Raw genomic sequence first — 16,017 nt, 5'->3', positions numbered from 1 at the left:
GGGAGCTGTGGCCGACAGGCGGCTCGGTCGAGGGTCAGGGGTAGGACACGACGGTGGACGGCACGGTCGAGGTGCCGGCGGGCACCGTGGAGGCGCCGGTGTCGTTGATGACGTGGTTGTAGTGGCCCATGCCGCCGAGTGACACCACCAGCAGACTGTGGAACTTCACCCCTGCCTTGACCGGTGCCTTGAAGCCGTGGTCCTGGCGGATGTCCGGGTCCACGTTGTAGTTGCAGTAGCTGCCCAGGCCCCATGCCTCATGGGTGTCCACCGAGTCGTCGACCCGGTAGGCGGCGTACCCCTTCGTCGAGCCGTTCTGGATGGCGGCCTGGTTCGGGGCGTCGTACGCCTTCTCGTTCTGGTAGAAGATCGTCCGGCCGCGTTCGCCGTACCACTCGACGTCGTACTTGTTGAAGTGCTCGACGAAGAGTCCGGTGGCCAGGACGTCGTCGCCGTTGACGCGGACGCCGTAGTCGGCGCGGTTGGTCTCCCAGCCGACGCCGTCGCCGTGGTCGGCCCGCCACACCCAGGTGTGGTCGATGATGGTGTCGTGGCTGTTGACCACCATGCTGGTGGTGGCCTTGCCCGCGCCCGCGCCGCCGATGCGGATGTAGACGTCCTGCACGGTGGTGGGGTCGGCCGTGTGGTCGGCGGACGCGCCCTGCGGGCCGATCTCCAGCAGGGTCGGGGAGTTGACCGGTCCGGCGTCGATGAGGAAGCCGGCGAGCCGTACGCCGTCGACGTCGGCGACCTTCATGGCGGTCACCCCGTTGTCCGGGATGATCGTGGCGAGGCCGAGGCCCAGCACGATGGTGTCGGCCCGGTTCACGTTGATCGTCCGGTCGACGTGGTAGACGCCGGGGGTGAAGAGCAGGTGCAGGCCCTGGTCGAGGGCGGCGTTGATGGTGGCGGCCGTGGCGCCGGGCTTGACGACGTAGAACCTGCTCAGCGGGATCGACTCGCCCTGCGGGGTGCCGTTCGCCCAGGTGGTGCCGCGGGCGTTGGTGCGCTTGGCGGGGGCGAAGACCTTGTACTCGTTGCCGTCCAGGTAGAGGAAGGGCTTCTCGCGGGAGATCGGCGTCGTGTCGAGCGTGGTGTAGCGGGGCTCGGGGAAGCCGGTGGCGGGAGCGCCCTCGACACCTGAGAAGACCTGGTTCCAGACGCTGTTGGACCAGCCTCCGATGGAGCTGTCGCGGGTGTACCACTGCTGCTGCGAGTAGTTGCCGACCTGGCCGTCGATCCTGCTGTCGGCGATGTAGCCGCCGCTGGCCCAGCCGTAGCCGTTGGGCGCGAGGTTGAGGCCGCCCTTGACGTGCATCCGGCGGAAGGAGGCGGCCTGGGACACCGCCCAGCGGTTGGTTCCGTTGACCGGCTTCACGGCGAGGTTCTCCGCGCCGCGCCAGAAGTTCTGGGTGGCGTTGCCGTTGAACCAGCCGGCGTCGACGGTGATGTCACCGTTGATCGTCGTGTCGTCGGGGCGCAGTCCGAGGCCGGCGATCTGGGTGTAGAAGCCGATCTGGGCGTTGAGGTTGTCGTACGTGCCCGGCTTGAAGAGGAAGGCGTGCCGGCCGGAGCCGAACTGCGCCGACTCCTGCTCCTTGAAGACCTGGTCCAGCTTGGCCTGGATGCCGGGCGTGGACGGGTCGAAGACGTGCACGTTCGGGCCGAGGTCGCCGCCGCCCGGGATGACCGGGCCGGGGTCGTCGCCGGTGGTGCCGTACACCTTGAACTCCCAGAGGGAGTAGCCGTACTGGGTGGCGCGGGCGGTTCCGTACATGCGCACGTAGCGGGCGGTGCCGGAGACGTTCACGGTCTCCGTGCCCCCGGCGCCGGTGGTGGTGGAGTAGGCCGTCGACCAGTCCGTGCCGTTCTGGGACGTCTCGATCCGGTACGACTTGGCGTAGGCGGCCTCCCAGCGCAGCTCGACCTGGCTGAGGGAGGCGGAGGCGCCGAGGTCGACGCGGATCCACTGCGGGTCGGAGGCGGCGCTGGACCAGCGGGTGCCGTTGTCGCCGTCGACGGCCGCGGTCGCCGGGGTGCCGTAGTGCTCCTGGCTGGAGGCGGTGACCGGCTTGCCCTGGGACAACAGCACGGGTGCGGCCTGGGCCTGCGCGGCGGGGACGACGGCGAGCAGGGCGGCGGCCAGGGCGGTGACCAGGACGCCGACGAGGCCGCGGCGGCCGGGTCTGCGCGGCACCGGCACCGGCGCCGTCGGGGGTATGCCGACAGGGGGCATGGGGGGACTCCTTGACGCGGAACGGGTGGGAGAGCGCGGTCGGAGAGCGCTCTCCGGAACCTTGCCCGCCGTGCAGGTCGCGGTCAAGGTTTCGGACGCGGCTTTTCTTTTGGCTTTCATTAAGTGGGGGTTGGCGGGCTGGGCACCGACGAGCAACCGGGGCGAGGCCGAAGCGGTTGCGGTCCGGCGCGGTCGCTGCCGTGATCTGCCGGCCGCTGCCATGATCTGCCGACCATCGCCGTGATTTGCCGGCGGTCCCCGTGATCTGTCGGCCGTCGCCGTGGATCCGCCCGCGCCCGAGTGGGTCACCGAACCGCTGCTCGTCCCTCTGCTCGCGGTGGTCCTGTGCCGGACGACCGGCACGCGGCACGGTTCCGTCCTCGCCGGGGCCGGCCTGGCGGCGCCCGTGCCGGGCCCGGCCCGCTGATGATCCCGGTGATCGCGCTTCACAGCCTGGTACTGATGCTCATGGCCACCACCGCGCGCGTGCGGGGCGCGAGAGCAGCCTGGGGGAGCGGCCCGGGCGGAGCGGCCCGGGGGGGAGCGGCCCGGGGCGGAGTGGTCTTCGTCGGGGTCGACCTGCTCGTGGGGCCGGGCGCGGCGGGCGTCGACTTCACCGGCCGGCCCGTCTGGTCATGCTCACCTACGCCACGGCCCAGCTCCTGATCGTGGACGCGTTGACGAGGCCGCGCCGCGGGGGATGCGCGTGATGTCGCACGGCCACGGACCGTGGAAGAGCCGCTCGGACGCTCGACGAGTGCCCTCGGGTCGTCCGCGCTGACTCGGTGCTGACCAGGCTCCGTAGGGCGGCTGCCTTCGGGGAAGCCAGTGCCAGGTGCGCCCCCTCCGGATCGGCCTGGTACGGGTCAGCCTCGTCCGGTCAGGCCGGGCTCGGGTTCCCCCTCCTCGGATGGGCCCCGCCCAGGTGGTCCGCCAGGGCCGACCCCCTCCTGGCCGAGCATGGCTGCACCGTTCCACCGGATACCACCGGCTGCTCAGCTTGGAACCGTGGTTCAGGCGCGTGCCGGCCCTGGAAGTGGTCGGCCGGCACGGCCGGATCGGACTGCACACTGTGCGGGCGGCGTTCCCGGACCCCGCCGGGGCCGGGAGCCGACGCTTTGCCGTGCCGCTAGGCCGTCCTGACGGCTCTTGAAACCGTTTCTGAGCGGTTACGTGCGGGCCTGACAAGACAGTCAACGCCTCGCGAGTCACGCCGCGTAGCGCCGACTGGCCGGATGATGTCCGACCAAGAGCCATCAGAAGGGTCCTAGTCGCGGTCGACGTGCTTGCGCAGGACCTTGCCGTTGGTGGCGTCGACGTCGTAGGTGGTCTTGTTCCAGTCGTCGGTCGTGACGATGTCGACGGACCAGATGGGGGTGCCATCGTCGGTGTCGTCGAGTTTGACGGAGGTGACGGTGCCCTTGGTGCGGCTGGTGGCGGTGTCGACCGCCTTCTGCGAGGAGATCTCGGCCTGGGAAACCTGCTGGGCCAGGTCGCGCTTGTCGTCGCCGTCCTGGTCCGAGTCGGTGCGGGAGCTGACGACCTTGCCGGTGGCGGCATCCACGTCCACCTTGTGCTCGGTGCCGTCCTTCGCGGCCACCGTGGCCCGCCACACCGGCTTGTCGTCGTTGTCCCGCTTCAGTTCGATCTCGGTGGTCGTCCCGTCGGGCACTTCGTCGACCGCGGTGCTCGCGGCCTTGCGGTAGCCGGTCTTGTCGGCGGGGATCAGCGCCTCGCGTTCGCGCTGATCCTCGGTCAGACCGTTCGTCGTGGCCCCCACCGGTGAAGCGGGGGCCTCGGAGCGGGAGGCGGGCTGCCGGCCACCGTTGTCACCGCATCCGGTGAGCAGCAGCGCGCAGGACGCTGCGGCGCAGACGGTGGCCGCGGCGGCTCGGCGAGTACGGGTCGTCGACGTGCCCGGACGGAAAACACGCATGAATTTGCTCATTTCGAACATATCGCACCCGTTCCCGCTCTCGCAGATGTGGCACGCGGGCGGTCATGGAATCACCCGTACCGGCGACTGACCGGCATCGGTCCCCGAAACGAGGTGGCGGTGCGCACCCGGCAGCCGGGTCGGCCCGGCGTACGGCTGCGCCTCTGCGCCTGTTCGCCCATCTGCGGCGGGGCCGACTGACGTGCGGTCCCTGCCGTCATCCACATGTACGAGAAGTCGTCGTGGAACTCGAGGGTGCGCGTACGATATCCGGATCGGGTGGGGCGGATCGGCCCGAACGCCCGGCTTGGCGGGGTGGAGTTGCCCAGTGCTTTGCTTCCCGGGCGTCCGGGGCGGTCGCACCCAGCGGATCGGCCCCCAGGAGGAACACCATGGCGGCGCAGCGCGAACTGGACGAAGCGAAGGCCGAAGCCTTCATGGAGAAGGCGCTCGGGGACATCAGCGGGGCGATGACGATCGGTCTGTGCCACCTGGGCGACCGGCTGGGCCTGTTCCGGGACCTGGCGGCCGGCGGCCCCGCCGGCAGCCAGGAGCTCGCGGGCCGTCTGGACCTGAACGAGCGTTATGTACGCGAGTGGCTGCGCGGTCTGACCGCCGCGGGCTATCTGGAGGAACCGGAACCCGGGCGTTTCGCACTGCCGGCCGAGCACGCCCCCGCTCTGGCTGACGAACCAGGGCCCACGTTCCTCGGCGGCGTGTACCAGCTGATGCCCGCCGTCCTGGCACCGTACGAACGACTCATCGAGGCGTTCCGGACCGGGGGAGGCGTACGGCAGAGCGACTACCCGGACATCCTGTGGGACGGCATGAGCCGTTTCACCGGCAGTTGGTTCGAGAGCCTGATGGTGCACGGCGGGCTGAGCACCTTTCCCCATGTGCTCGAACGGCTGGAGCGCGGTATCGACGTCGCGGACGTGGGATGCGGCGCGGGCCGTGCCCTGATCATGCTCGCCGAGAAGTTCCCCCGCTCCCGTTTCACGGGGTTCGACAACTTCCCGGCCCAGGTGGAACGCGCCCGGGCGAACGCCGAGAAGGCCGGTGTCGCCGACCGGGTGACCTTCGAGACGGTCGATGCCGCCCAGGGGCTTCCCGGGCGCTACGACCTCGTCACCACCTTCGACGTCATCCATGACGCGGTGGAACCGAAGCGGCTCCTTGCCGCCATCAGGGCCGCGGTCAAGGACGACGGCGACTACCTGATGCTCGAGATCAACTGCGCGGACCGTTCCGAGGACAATGTGGGCCCTGTTCCGTCGATGTTCTACGGGTTCAGCGTCTTGTACTGCATGACCACGTCCCTCGCGAACGGCGGAGCCGCCCTCGGAACCTGCGGTATGCCCGAGACGATGGTGCGCGGTCTGTGCGCCGAGGCGGGCTTCGGCAGCGTGGCCCGGTCCGCGCTGGACGACCCTTTCAACGTCCTGTACGACATCAAGCCGTAGGTCACCGCGCTCTCGGGTGACTTCTCTGGGTGCCGTCTTCACGGGGCAGGCCGAACTCGACGTGCCCTTCGCCTCCGAGGCAGTGGTCGAGGCGGCCTGACATCGATCAGCGAACGGGTGGTGCCCTCAGCCGGACAGCCGGCTGAGGGCACCACCCGTTCGGCTCGGTGGGAGCGGTCGCGGGGAACCTCCGGGAGCCGGGCACGCCCGGGTGTTCCGTGAGTGCTCTACGAGCGATCCACGCCGAACAGACTCCGGATTGTCAATGAATTACGAAACCAACGCGATATCTTGCGTACATCTGTTGAGGATGGTTGAGTGTGCCGCGCCCCACAACGCACCCACCGTCTGGTGGTGGGGTGACCTCCACGTTCATGCCCGAAGGGGACCACCCATGAGAAGTGCCAGGTTCCGCCGTACTCGCCGCGCCAGCGCGGTCGCCCTCGTCTCCGCTCTCACGCTGAGCGCGCTCGCCGCCTGCGGCACGAGCAGCAGCGACAACGGCGGCGGCGCTTCCCAGGGGAGCGGCTCGTCGGATCCGTCCGCCCCGCTGGACCCGAAGACGAAGGTGACGATCACCATCGACTGCATGCCGCCGACGGCGAAGGCGGCCGAGCTGAAGGAGTGGAAGCAGGACGTCGCGGAGTTCAACAAGACCTACCCGAACGTCACGATCGAGGGCCGCTCCACCCCGGGCCAGTGCCTGGAGCCGCCGCGCTTCACGGCCATGCTGAAGGCGAAGTCCCAGCCGGACGTCTTCTACACCTACTTCACCGACCTGCCGCAGGTCCTCGACAACGACGGGGCGGAGGACATCACCGCGTACGTCAACGACAAGACCGTGCCGCTGCTGAAGGACATCGACCCCAATGTTTTGAGCTCCCTCAAGCAGGACGGCAAGCTGTACGGTCTGCCCACCAGCAACTACACGATGGGCCTGCTGATCAACCGCAAGCTCTTCACCCAGGCCGGCCTCGATCCCGACAACCCCCCGCGTACCTGGGAGGAGGTCCGGGCCGCGGCGAAGAAGATCGCCGGGCTCGGCGACGGCATCGCCGGCTTCGGCGAGTACAGCGCCGGCAACCAGGGCGGCTGGCACTTCACCGCCCAGATGTACAGCGTCGGCGGTGAGATCGTCGACGCGAGCGGCAAGAAGGCGGCCTTCAACGACGAGCTGGGCAAGCAGGTCGCCGAGAACCTCCACGCCATGCGCTGGGAGGACGACAGCATGGGCAAGACCCAGCTGCTGAAGTGGGGTGACCTGCAGAAGCAGATCGCCACCGACAAGCTCGGCATGTTCCTCGCCGCGCCCGACGACATCACCTACATGGTCCAGCAACTGGGCGCGAAGTACGGGAACTTCGGCATGGGACCGATCCCGGGCCGGCAGAACACCCTGGCCGGCGGCAACAGCTACATGATCAAGAAGGGGATATCCCCGGACAAGGTCAAGGCCGCCGTCGCCTGGCTCAACTTCCTGACCCTCACCGCGGACAAGGGCCAGTTCGACTGGGCGCGCCGCAAGGCCGACGGACTGCCGGTCGGTATTCCGCAGCCCAACTTCTGGCTGAACGAGACCAAGACGAAGGACGACGCCGCCCGCGCCGAGCACGCCACCATGCCGGTCGAGAACTTCAAGGCCTTCATGGACGACCCCGTCGCGGGCAAGGCCGAGCCGCCCAAGGCGCAGGAGGTCTACAAGGTCCTCGACAACGTGATGTCCGGCATCCTCACCAACGAGGACGCCGACATCGACGAGCTCCTCGCCACCGCGGAGTCGCAGGTCAACCAGATCCTGGCCGACCAGTGACCGGTCCGGGCGGGGCGGACCGTACCGGGCCGTCCCGCCCGGCGACGACCTGGCCCCGCGACGGCCTGGCCCCGGCGACGGACATGCCGGCGACAGACATGGCAGACCAGTACCGAGGAGCGACGATGTCGGCCACCGGCCTGACCCCGAGCAAGGCAGGACCCTCCCGCCCTTCCGAGCCGCGCGAACCAGCCCGCGCGACCTTTGGCGGATCCTTCACCAAGAGCCTGCGGCGCCATCTGACGGCTCACGGATTCCTCATCGGCGCGGTCGTCTGCTTCGCCGTGTTCTCGTGGTACCCGATGGTCAGGGAGTTCTTCCTGGCCTTCCAGAAGACCGAGAGCGGCGAGGTCACCTGGGTCGGTCTGGACAACCTGAGGACGGTGTTCAACGATCCGGCCTTCTGGCAGGCGTGGCGCAACACGCTCCTGTTCACCGTGCTGGCACTGGTCTTCGGATTCGCGGTGCCGTTCGTCGTGGCGATCGTCATCAACGAGTTCCGCCACGGCAAAGGCTATCTGCGGCTGCTGGTCTACCTGCCGGTGATGCTGCCCCCGGTCGCCTCCGTGCTGCTCTTCAAATACCTCTACGACCCCGGCTACGGACTCCTCAACGAACTGCTGAGAACTCTGCATCTGCCGGAACAGCAGTGGCTCCAGGACGCGGATCTGTCGATGCTCTCCGTCGTCCTCGCCTCCACCTGGATGAACATGGGAGGCGCCGCCCTCATCTACCTCGCCGCGCTCCAGGGCATCCCTGGCGAGCTGTACGAGGCGGCCGAACTCGACGGAGCCGGCCTGTTCCGGAAGATCTGGCATGTCACCGTTCCGCAGACGCGCCTCATCCTCTCGCTGATGCTGCTGATGCAGATCATCTCGACGATGCAGGTCTTCGTCGAGCCGTTCCTGCTGACGGGCGGCGCCGGACCGGAGGGCTCGACCACGACGGTGGTCTATCTGATCTACCAGTACGCCTTCAACTTCAACGACTACGGTGCCGCGGCGGCGCTCGGCCTGCTGCTGCTCGTACTGCTCGCCGGATTCTCGGCGGCGTACGTGAAGCTCAGCCGCGCCGAGGACGAGTAGGCCAGGGGAGACCATCATGTCCACGCGTACGCTCATCTCGCCGGCCCAGCTCGCCAAGCCCCGCGGCAAGGCCCTCTACTGGATCGTGTTCACCCTGGTCGTCGGCGGTTTCACGCTGGTCTTCCTCGGACCGCTGTACTGGCTGGTCTCCAGCGGGTTCAAGGACGCGCAGGAAGTGATCCGGACACCGCCGACCCTGGTGCCCGCAACCTTCACGCCCGAGAACTACAGCCACGCCTGGGAGGTCATGGACCTCGCCAGACTGCTCGGCAACACCCTCTACTACGCCTTCGGCGCCCTCGCCTTCCAACTAGTCCTCGACGTGGCCGCCGCCTACTCGCTGTCCAAGCTCCGCCCGGTGTTCGGCAACGTCATCCTCGGCATGATGCTCGCCACGCTCATGATCCCCGCGACCGTGCTCGTCGTGCCGCAGTACCTGACGGTCCTCGACGTGCCGATCGTGGAGCGGAACCTGCTGAACACACCCTGGGCGATCTGGCTGCCCTCGGTCACCAACGCCTTCAACATCTTCCTGCTCAAGCGGTTCTTCGACTCGATACCGAAGGAACTGCTGGACGCCGCCGCCATGGACGGGGCGAGCCCGCTGCGCACCCTGTGGTCCATCGTGCTGCCCATCTCGCGGCCGATCCTCGGCGTGGTGTCGATCTTCGCGATCGTCGGGGTCTGGAAGGACTTCCTCTGGCCGATGCTCACCCTGCCCGACCCGGCCGGACAGACCCTCAACGTCGGCATCTACTCGCTCTCCAACGGCGTCCCCGTCAATGTGCTGATCGCCGCGCTGACGATCGCCTCCCTGCCCACCCTGCTGATCTTCCTGATCTTCCAGCGCAACATCATGAGCGGTCTCACCGCGGGCGGCCTCAAGGGCTGATCCGCCCCGTCGTCCGACCGCCCCGCCGCCCGACCGCTCACTCGCCCCTCACCCGCGAAAGCCTTCGCCGCCGGCCCGTCCGACGCCCCGCTGTCCGGGCCGACGGTGAAGATCCACCCTGCCCGAAAGGACCGTCACGTGGCAGCCCCCACCCCGCACCGCACCGACGACTGGTGGCGCGACGCCGTCATCTACCAGGTGTATCCACGCAGTTTCGCCGACGGCGACGGCGACGGCACCGGGGACCTCGCGGGCGTGCGCGCCCGACTGCCCTATCTCGCGCAGCTCGGTGTCGACGCCGTCTGGTTCACCCCCTGGTATCTCTCGCCGCTCGTCGACGGCGGTTACGACGTGGCCGACTACCGCACCATCGACCCGGCCTTCGGCACCCTGGCCGAGGCCGAGAAGCTGATCGCCGAGGCCCGTGAGCTCGGCATCCGCACCATCGTCGACATCGTGCCCAACCATGTCTCCGACCGGCACCCCTGGTTCCGGGCCGCGCTCGCCGCGGGCCCGGGCAGCCCGGAGCGGGAGCTGTTCCACTTCCGGCCCGGGCGAGGCGAGAACGGGGAACTGCCGCCCAACGCCTGGCCGTCGCAGTTCGCCGGCACCACCTGGACCCGCGTCCCCGACGGCGAGTGGTACCTGCACCTGTTCACGCCCGAGCAGCCCGACCTGAACTGGGCCCATCCGGCGGTGCGGCAGGAACACGAGGACATCCTGCGCTTCTGGTTCGAACGCGGCGTCGCCGGCGTACGCATCGACTCCGCGGCCCTGCTCGTCAAGGACCCCGCCCTGCCCGACTTCGAGGAGGGCGCCGACCCGTCGCCCTTCATCGACCAGGACGGGATCCACGACATCTACCGCTCCTGGCGAGCGATCGCCGACGAGTACGGCGGTGTGTTCGTCGGGGAGGTGTGGCTGCCCGACGCCGAGCGCTTCGCCCGCTACCTGCGACCCGACGAACTGCACACGGCCTTCAACTTCACCTTCTTGACCTGCCCCTGGGATCCCGGCCGGCTGCGCCGCGCCATCGACGACACACTCGCCGACCACGCCCCGGTCGGCGCCCCCGCCACCTGGGTCCTGTGCAACCACGACGTCACCCGCACCGTGACCCGCTACGGCCGCGCCGACACCGCCTTCGACTTCGCCACCAAGCGCTTCGGCACGCCCGCCGACCTCGATCTCGGCACCCGGCGCGCCCGCGCCGCCGCCCTGCTCACCCTCGCCCTGCCCGGTTCCGTCTACCTCTACCAGGGCGAGGAACTCGGGCTGCCCGAGGCCGACATCCCCCTCGACCGCATCCAGGACCCCATGCACTTCCGCTCCGGCGGCACCGACCCCGGCCGCGACGGCTGCCGCGTACCACTGCCCTGGGAGGCCGACGCACCGGCCTACGGTTTCGGGACGGCGGCCGAACCCTGGCTGCCCCAGCCCGCGGACTGGGCCCGCTACGCGGTCGACCGGCAGAGCGGCGACCCGGATTCGATGCTCGCCCTCTACCGCGAGGCCCTCCTCCTGCGCCGTGCCGAGCCCGGCTTCGGCGACGGCCCCCTGACCTGGCTGCCCACGGAGAACGGCATCCTCGCCTTCCGGCGGACCCACGGTCTGGTCTGTGTCGTCAACCTCTCCGACGCGCCCGCCGCCCTTCCGCCGTACGAGCGGCTCCTCCTCGCCAGCGGCCCCCTGCACGCCGACGGAACGCTGCCGGAGGACACAGCCGTGTGGCTGCGGGCGTGACCTCCCGTCCACCCTCCGCGCTGCCTGAGCCCCGTCCGCGCCGTACGACGCGGACGGGGCGGGCAAGGCCTCCCGGAACTGACATGAGGACGGAAGGAACCTGCAACTACTTGCGGGTCTTGCGTTAGTCTTGCGTACATGACGCGACGACTGGCCCAGGTGGCGAAGAAGGTGGGGGTCAGCGAGGCCACGGTCAGCCGTGTCCTCAATGGCAAGCCCGGTGTCTCCGAGGCGACACGGCAGTCCGTGCTCACGGCGCTGGACGTCCTCGGGTACGAGCGCCCGACGCAGCTGCGCGGGGAGCGCGCCCGGCTCGTCGGTCTCGTACTGCCGGAGCTGCAGAACCCGATCTTCCCGGCGTTCGCGGAGGTCATCGGGGGCGCGCTCGCGCAACAGGGACTCACGCCCGTGCTCTGCACGCAGACCAAGGGAGGCGTGGCCGAGGCCGATTACGTGGACCTGCTGCTCCAGCAGCAGGTCTCCGGGGTGGTCTTCGCCGGCGGTCTCTTCGCGCAGGCCGACGCGCCGCACGAGCACTACCATCTGCTGGCCGAGCGCAAGGTCCCGGTCGTCCTCGTCAACGCGTCGATCGAGGGCCTCGACTTCCCGTGTGTCGCGTGCGACGACGCGGTCGCTGTCGAACAGGCGTGGCGCCACCTCGCCTCCCTCGGGCACGAACGGATCGGCCTCGTCGTCGGGCCCGCCGACCATGTGCCGTCGCGCCGCAAGCTGGACGCCGCCCGGGTGGCGGCGAAGACGATGGGCACGGAACTGCCCGACGAGTTCGTGCAGCGGTCGATCTTCTCGCTGGAAGGCGGGCAGGCGGCGACCGCGCGGCTCCTGGAGCAAGGCGTCACCGGCATCGTCTGCGGCAGTGACCCGCTCGCGCTGGGGGCCATCAGGGCGGCCCGCCGGCGCGGGCTCTCCGTTCCCGCGGACGTGTCGGTCGTGGGCTTCGACGACTCGGCCTTCATGACGTGCACGGAGCCGCCCCTGTCGACCGTGCGCCAGCCTATCGAGGCGATGGGCCGCGCGGCGGTCGATCTGCTGTGCGCCCAGATCCAGGGGACCCATCCCCACCCGGGGGAGCTCCTCTTCGAGCCCGAGCTCGTCGTCCGCGGATCGACCGCACCGCCCCCGGTGCGCTGACCCGGGCGCGCTGACCCGGGCGCGCTGACCCCATATCACCCCTTCGGCACCGGTATCGCCGCCGCCTCGAGCGGCGCCGATACCGGTGCCGTCGGCGTTTCCGGGCATACCGCCTGTCATGTTCGTGATGGAACCGTTGACAAACCCATCACGCAGTAGAAACCTCTCACTCCGGCAATGCAAACAAGTCACAGAATCACTCAAGAAGTTGGCTTGCTGCCGCTGTTCTTGTCGGAGTCATGTTGGGCTCCCGGCACATGACCTTGTCAGCTCTCTCCCCGGGCTCCTTGCGGAAAGGCCACCATGAGAGGCACACATCCGGGCAGACGATGGGGGGTCGGCCTGCTGACAGCGGGCCTGCTCGCCGTCGGACCGCTGCCCGCCCCCGCGTATGCCGCGGACGACGACCCCAATCTCGCGCTCGGCAGGACGGCGACGGCCGGCGGAGCGCACGGCGGCTACCCGGCGACGAACGTCACCGACGGAAGCCAGCAGTCGTACTGGGAGGGCCCGGCGGGCTCCTTCCCCCAGTGGGTGCAGGTCGACCTGGGCGCACAGGTCGACCTGGACCGCGTCGTACTGAAGCTGCCCACCGGCTGGGAGGGACGCTCCCAGTCGCTCGCCGTCCTCGGCAGCTCCGACGGCGGTTCCTTCACCACGCTCGCCGGGGCGCAGGCTCGCGCGTTCGATCCGTCCGCGGCGAACACCGTGAACATCGACCTGCCCTCCGCCACCGCCCGGTTCGTCCGGGTGCAGGTGTCCGCCAACTCGGTCTGGAACGCGGCGCAGCTGTCCGAGCTGGAGATCTACGGCGAGGACGGCGGGGGCCCCGTCGACCCGCCGGTCGAGGGCACCGACCTGGCGCGGAACAAGCCCATCGAGGCGACGTCCACGACGCAGAACCACCTGGCGAAGAACGCCAACGACGCCAACCCCGGCACCTACTGGGAGTCGGCGGGCTTCCCGGCCGGACTGACCGTGAAGCTCGGCGCCGACGCGGATGTCGAGGCCGTCGTCGTCAAGCTGAACCCGGACCAGGTCTGGGGGCCGCGGAAGCAGTCCCTGGAGGTCCTGGGGCGCGCGCAGGGGGCCTCCGCCTTCACCTCCCTGAAGGCCAGGGCCGACTACGCCTTCAGCCCGTCGTCGGGCCAGAACTCCGTGGTGATCCCGGTGACCGGCCGCGTCGCGGACCTGAGGCTGTCCTTCTTCTCCAACACCGGAGCCCCCGGCGCCCAGGTCGCCGAACTCCAGGTGCTCGGCAGGGCGGCGCCCAGCCCGGACCTCCTCGTCACCGACCTGACCTGGTCCCCGGCCGCCCCGTCCGAGAAGGACGACGTGACGGTCAAGGCCACCGTCCGTAACGCCGGCACCGCGACCGCCTCCGCGACTGCGGTGAACGTCAGCGTCGAGGGCGCCGTCGCCGGTTCCGCTCCGGTCGCCTCCCTCCCGGCCGGAGCGTCCGCGACCGTCTCCGTCCCCGTCGGCAGGCGCCCGCAGGGCTCGTACACCGTCTCGGCCGTCGTCGACCCGACGGACACCGTCGCCGAGCTGGACAACGGCAACAACAGCCGGACCGCGGACAACAAGCTGACCGTCGCCCAGAGCCCGGGCCCGGACCTGCGGGTCACCGGCATCACCAGCGACCCGGCGTCGCCCGCGGCCGGTGCGTCCGTCTCCTTCACGGTGGCGGTGAACAACCGCGGCACCACCGCCGTCCCCGCCGGCACCGTCACCCGCCTCACCGTCGGCGGCACCACCCTCCAGGGCACGACCGAAGCCATCGCCGCGGGCGGCACGGCCACCGTCGCCGTCGAGGGAACCTGGAAGGCCACCAACGGCGGCGTCACCCTGACCGCCACGGCCGACGCGACCGGCACGGTCGAGGAGACCGACGAGAACAACAACGTCTTCGCCCGCTCCCTCGTCGTCGGACGCGGCGCCGCCGTCCCGTACACCGAGTACGAGGCCGAGGACGGCCGCTACGACGGCACCCTCCTCACCGCCGACAAGCAGCGCACCTTCGGGCACACCAACTTCGCCACCGAGTCCTCCGGCCGCCGGTCGGTACGTCTCGACGACACCGGTGACCATGTGGAGTTCACCTCCACCGGCGCCGCCAACTCCATCGTCGTACGCAACTCGATCCCGGACTCGGCCACCGGCGGCGGACGCGAGGCCACGATCAGCCTCTACGCCGACGACGAGTTCGTCCGGAAGCTGACGCTCTCGTCCAGGCACAGCTGGCTCTACGGGACCACCGACGACCCCGAGGGCCTGACCAACACCCCGGGCGGCGACGCGCGCCGGCTCTTCGACGAGTCGAACGCGCTGCTGACCGAGACCTACCCGGCGGGCACCGAGTTCCGCCTCCAGCGGGACGCGGGCGACACCGCCGCCTTCTACGTCATCGACCTGATCGACCTGGAGCAGGTCGCCGCCCCGGCCGCCAAGCCCGCGGCGTGCACCTCGATCACCCAGTACGGCGCCGTGCCCAACGACGGCATCGACGACGCGGACGCGATCCAGCGGGCCGTCACCGCCGACCAGAAGGGCGAGATCGACTGCGTGTGGATCCCGGCCGGCCAGTGGCGCCAGGAGAGGAAGATCCTGACCGACGACCCGCAGAACCGCGGGCAGTACAACCAGGTCGGCATCCGTGACGTGACGATCCGCGGCGCCGGTATGTGGCACGCGCAGCTGTACTCGCTCACCCCGCCCCACCAGGCCGGCGGCATCAACCACCCGCACGAGGGCAACTTCGGCTTCGACATCGACGACAACACGAAGATCTCCGACATCGCGATCTTCGGCTCCGGCACCATCCGGGGCGGCGACGGGGGCGCGGAGGGCGGCGTCGCGCTCAACGGCCGCTTCGGCAAGGACACGAAGATCACCAACGTGTGGATCGAGCACGCCAACGTCGGCGCCTGGGTCGGCCGCGACTACGCCAACATCCCCGAGCTGTGGGGCCCCGGTGACGGGGTCGAGTTCAGCGGCGTACGGATCCGCAACACCTACGCCGACGGCGTCAACTTCGCCAACGGCACCCGCGACTCCACCGTGTTCAACTCCTCCTTCCGCAACACCGGTGACGACGCGCTCGCGGTGTGGGCCAGCAAGTACGTGAAGGACACCTCGGTCGACATCGGCCACGACAACCACTTCCGCAACAACACGATCCAGCTGCCCTGGCGGGCCAACGGCATCGCGGTCTACGGCGGGTACGGCAACACGATCGAGAACAACCTGGTCTCCGACACCATGAACTACCCGGGGATCATGCTGGCCACCGACCACGACCCGCTGCCCTTCTCCGGCCGGACCCTCATCACGAACAACGGCCTGTACCGCACGGGCGGCGCCTTCTGGAACGAGGACCAGGAGTTCGGCGCCGTCACGCTCTTCGCGCAGGGGCCGGACATCCCGGGGGTCACCATCAGGGACACCGACATCCACGACTCGACCTACGACGGCATCCAGTTCAAGACGGGTGGCGGCGCGATACCGGACGTGAAGATCACAGACGTCCGCATCGACAAGTCGGTCAACGGCTGCGGCGTCCTCGCGATGGGCGGCGCCCGGGGCAGCGCGACCCTGACGGACGTGACCATCACCGACTCGGCGGAGAGCGACGTCTGCGTCGAGCCCGGCTCGCAGTTCGTCATCAGGCGCGACTGACTCCCCTCGACACCGGTACGGCGGC

Annotated in this window: 10 protein-coding genes; 8 read left to right on the top strand and 2 right to left on the bottom strand. The window is 69.6% G+C overall.

Going from position 1 to position 16,017, the window contains the following annotated elements; translation table 11 throughout:
• Nucleotides 1–34: 34 nt before the first annotated feature.
• Nucleotides 35–2,236 carry a discoidin domain-containing protein gene (locus IE242_RS33255; RefSeq protein ID WP_189866071.1) on the bottom strand — a complete coding sequence of 734 codons (2,202 nt, stop codon included), beginning with the start codon at nt 2,234–2,236 and terminating at the stop codon, nt 35–37.
• A 280-nt stretch (nt 2,237–2,516) separates the two neighbouring features.
• Between IE242_RS33255 and IE242_RS33250 the strand changes: the two genes are divergently transcribed.
• Nucleotides 2,517–2,663: a hypothetical protein gene (locus IE242_RS33250; protein ID WP_189866069.1), complete on the top strand. Its 147-nt coding sequence runs from the start codon at nt 2,517–2,519 to the stop codon at nt 2,661–2,663.
• A gap of 840 nt (nt 2,664–3,503) precedes the next feature.
• On the opposite strand, the gene IE242_RS33245 is transcribed toward IE242_RS33250, so the two are convergent.
• Nucleotides 3,504–4,172: a PepSY domain-containing protein gene (locus tag IE242_RS33245; protein ID WP_189866067.1), complete on the bottom strand. Its 669-nt coding sequence runs from the start codon at nt 4,170–4,172 to the stop codon at nt 3,504–3,506.
• Nucleotides 4,173–4,564: 392 nt separating this feature from the next.
• Here IE242_RS33245 and IE242_RS33240 point away from each other — a divergent pair, with 392 nt between their 5' ends.
• The 7 genes from IE242_RS33240 to IE242_RS33210 all read left to right on the top strand — a co-directional run bounded on the left by IE242_RS33240 (nt 4,565) and on the right by IE242_RS33210 (nt 15,992).
• The gene (locus IE242_RS33240; protein WP_189866065.1) at nt 4,565–5,635 is read left to right on the top strand and encodes a class I SAM-dependent methyltransferase; all 1,071 of its coding nucleotides are present in this window, start codon (nt 4,565–4,567) and stop codon (nt 5,633–5,635) included.
• Between the two features lie 394 nt (nt 5,636–6,029).
• Complete coding sequence (locus IE242_RS33235; protein WP_189866063.1) at nt 6,030–7,445, top strand: extracellular solute-binding protein; 1,416 nt, start codon at nt 6,030–6,032, stop codon at nt 7,443–7,445.
• A 125-nt stretch (nt 7,446–7,570) separates the two neighbouring features.
• Entirely contained in the window at nt 7,571–8,530 is a 960-nt protein-coding gene (locus IE242_RS33230; RefSeq protein ID WP_189866061.1) for a carbohydrate ABC transporter permease, read from the top strand.
• A gap of 16 nt (nt 8,531–8,546) precedes the next feature.
• Complete coding sequence (locus IE242_RS33225; RefSeq protein ID WP_189866059.1) at nt 8,547–9,422, top strand: carbohydrate ABC transporter permease; 876 nt, start codon at nt 8,547–8,549, stop codon at nt 9,420–9,422.
• A 138-nt stretch (nt 9,423–9,560) separates the two neighbouring features.
• Complete coding sequence (locus IE242_RS33220; RefSeq protein WP_189866057.1) at nt 9,561–11,165, top strand: glycoside hydrolase family 13 protein; 1,605 nt, start codon at nt 9,561–9,563, stop codon at nt 11,163–11,165.
• A 138-nt stretch (nt 11,166–11,303) separates the two neighbouring features.
• Nucleotides 11,304–12,314: a LacI family DNA-binding transcriptional regulator gene (locus IE242_RS33215; protein WP_189866055.1), complete on the top strand. Its 1,011-nt coding sequence runs from the start codon at nt 11,304–11,306 to the stop codon at nt 12,312–12,314.
• Between the two features lie 303 nt (nt 12,315–12,617).
• Nucleotides 12,618–15,992 (top strand): CARDB domain-containing protein, encoded by a 3,375-nt coding sequence (locus IE242_RS33210; RefSeq protein ID WP_189866053.1) that lies wholly within the window; start codon nt 12,618–12,620, stop codon nt 15,990–15,992.
• Nucleotides 15,993–16,017 lie beyond the last annotated feature (25 nt).

Origin of the sequence: Streptomyces poonensis (assembly GCF_014650915.1) — a bacterium.
GTDB lineage: Bacteria > Actinomycetota > Actinomycetes > Streptomycetales > Streptomycetaceae > Streptomyces > Streptomyces poonensis.
The sequence above is the reverse complement of the archived record's forward strand: the minus strand, read 5'-3'. Positions and strand labels throughout refer to the sequence as shown.

What these genes read in the sequence shown, in the direction of transcription:
- IE242_RS33255 (WP_189866071.1), bottom strand. Translation starts at nt 2,236, where the DNA reads ATGCCCCCTGTCGGCATACCCCCGACGGCGCCGGTGCCGGTGCCGCGC.
- IE242_RS33245 (WP_189866067.1), bottom strand. Translation starts at nt 4,172, where the DNA reads ATGCGTGTTTTCCGTCCGGGCACGTCGACGACCCGTACTCGCCGAGCC.
- IE242_RS33240 (WP_189866065.1), top strand. Translation starts at nt 4,565, where the DNA reads ATGGCGGCGCAGCGCGAACTGGACGAAGCGAAGGCCGAAGCCTTCATG.
- IE242_RS33235 (WP_189866063.1), top strand. Translation starts at nt 6,030, where the DNA reads ATGAGAAGTGCCAGGTTCCGCCGTACTCGCCGCGCCAGCGCGGTCGCC.
- IE242_RS33230 (WP_189866061.1), top strand. Translation starts at nt 7,571, where the DNA reads ATGTCGGCCACCGGCCTGACCCCGAGCAAGGCAGGACCCTCCCGCCCT.
- IE242_RS33225 (WP_189866059.1), top strand. Translation starts at nt 8,547, where the DNA reads ATGTCCACGCGTACGCTCATCTCGCCGGCCCAGCTCGCCAAGCCCCGC.
- IE242_RS33215 (WP_189866055.1), top strand. Translation starts at nt 11,304, where the DNA reads ATGACGCGACGACTGGCCCAGGTGGCGAAGAAGGTGGGGGTCAGCGAG.
- IE242_RS33210 (WP_189866053.1), top strand. Translation starts at nt 12,618, where the DNA reads ATGAGAGGCACACATCCGGGCAGACGATGGGGGGTCGGCCTGCTGACA.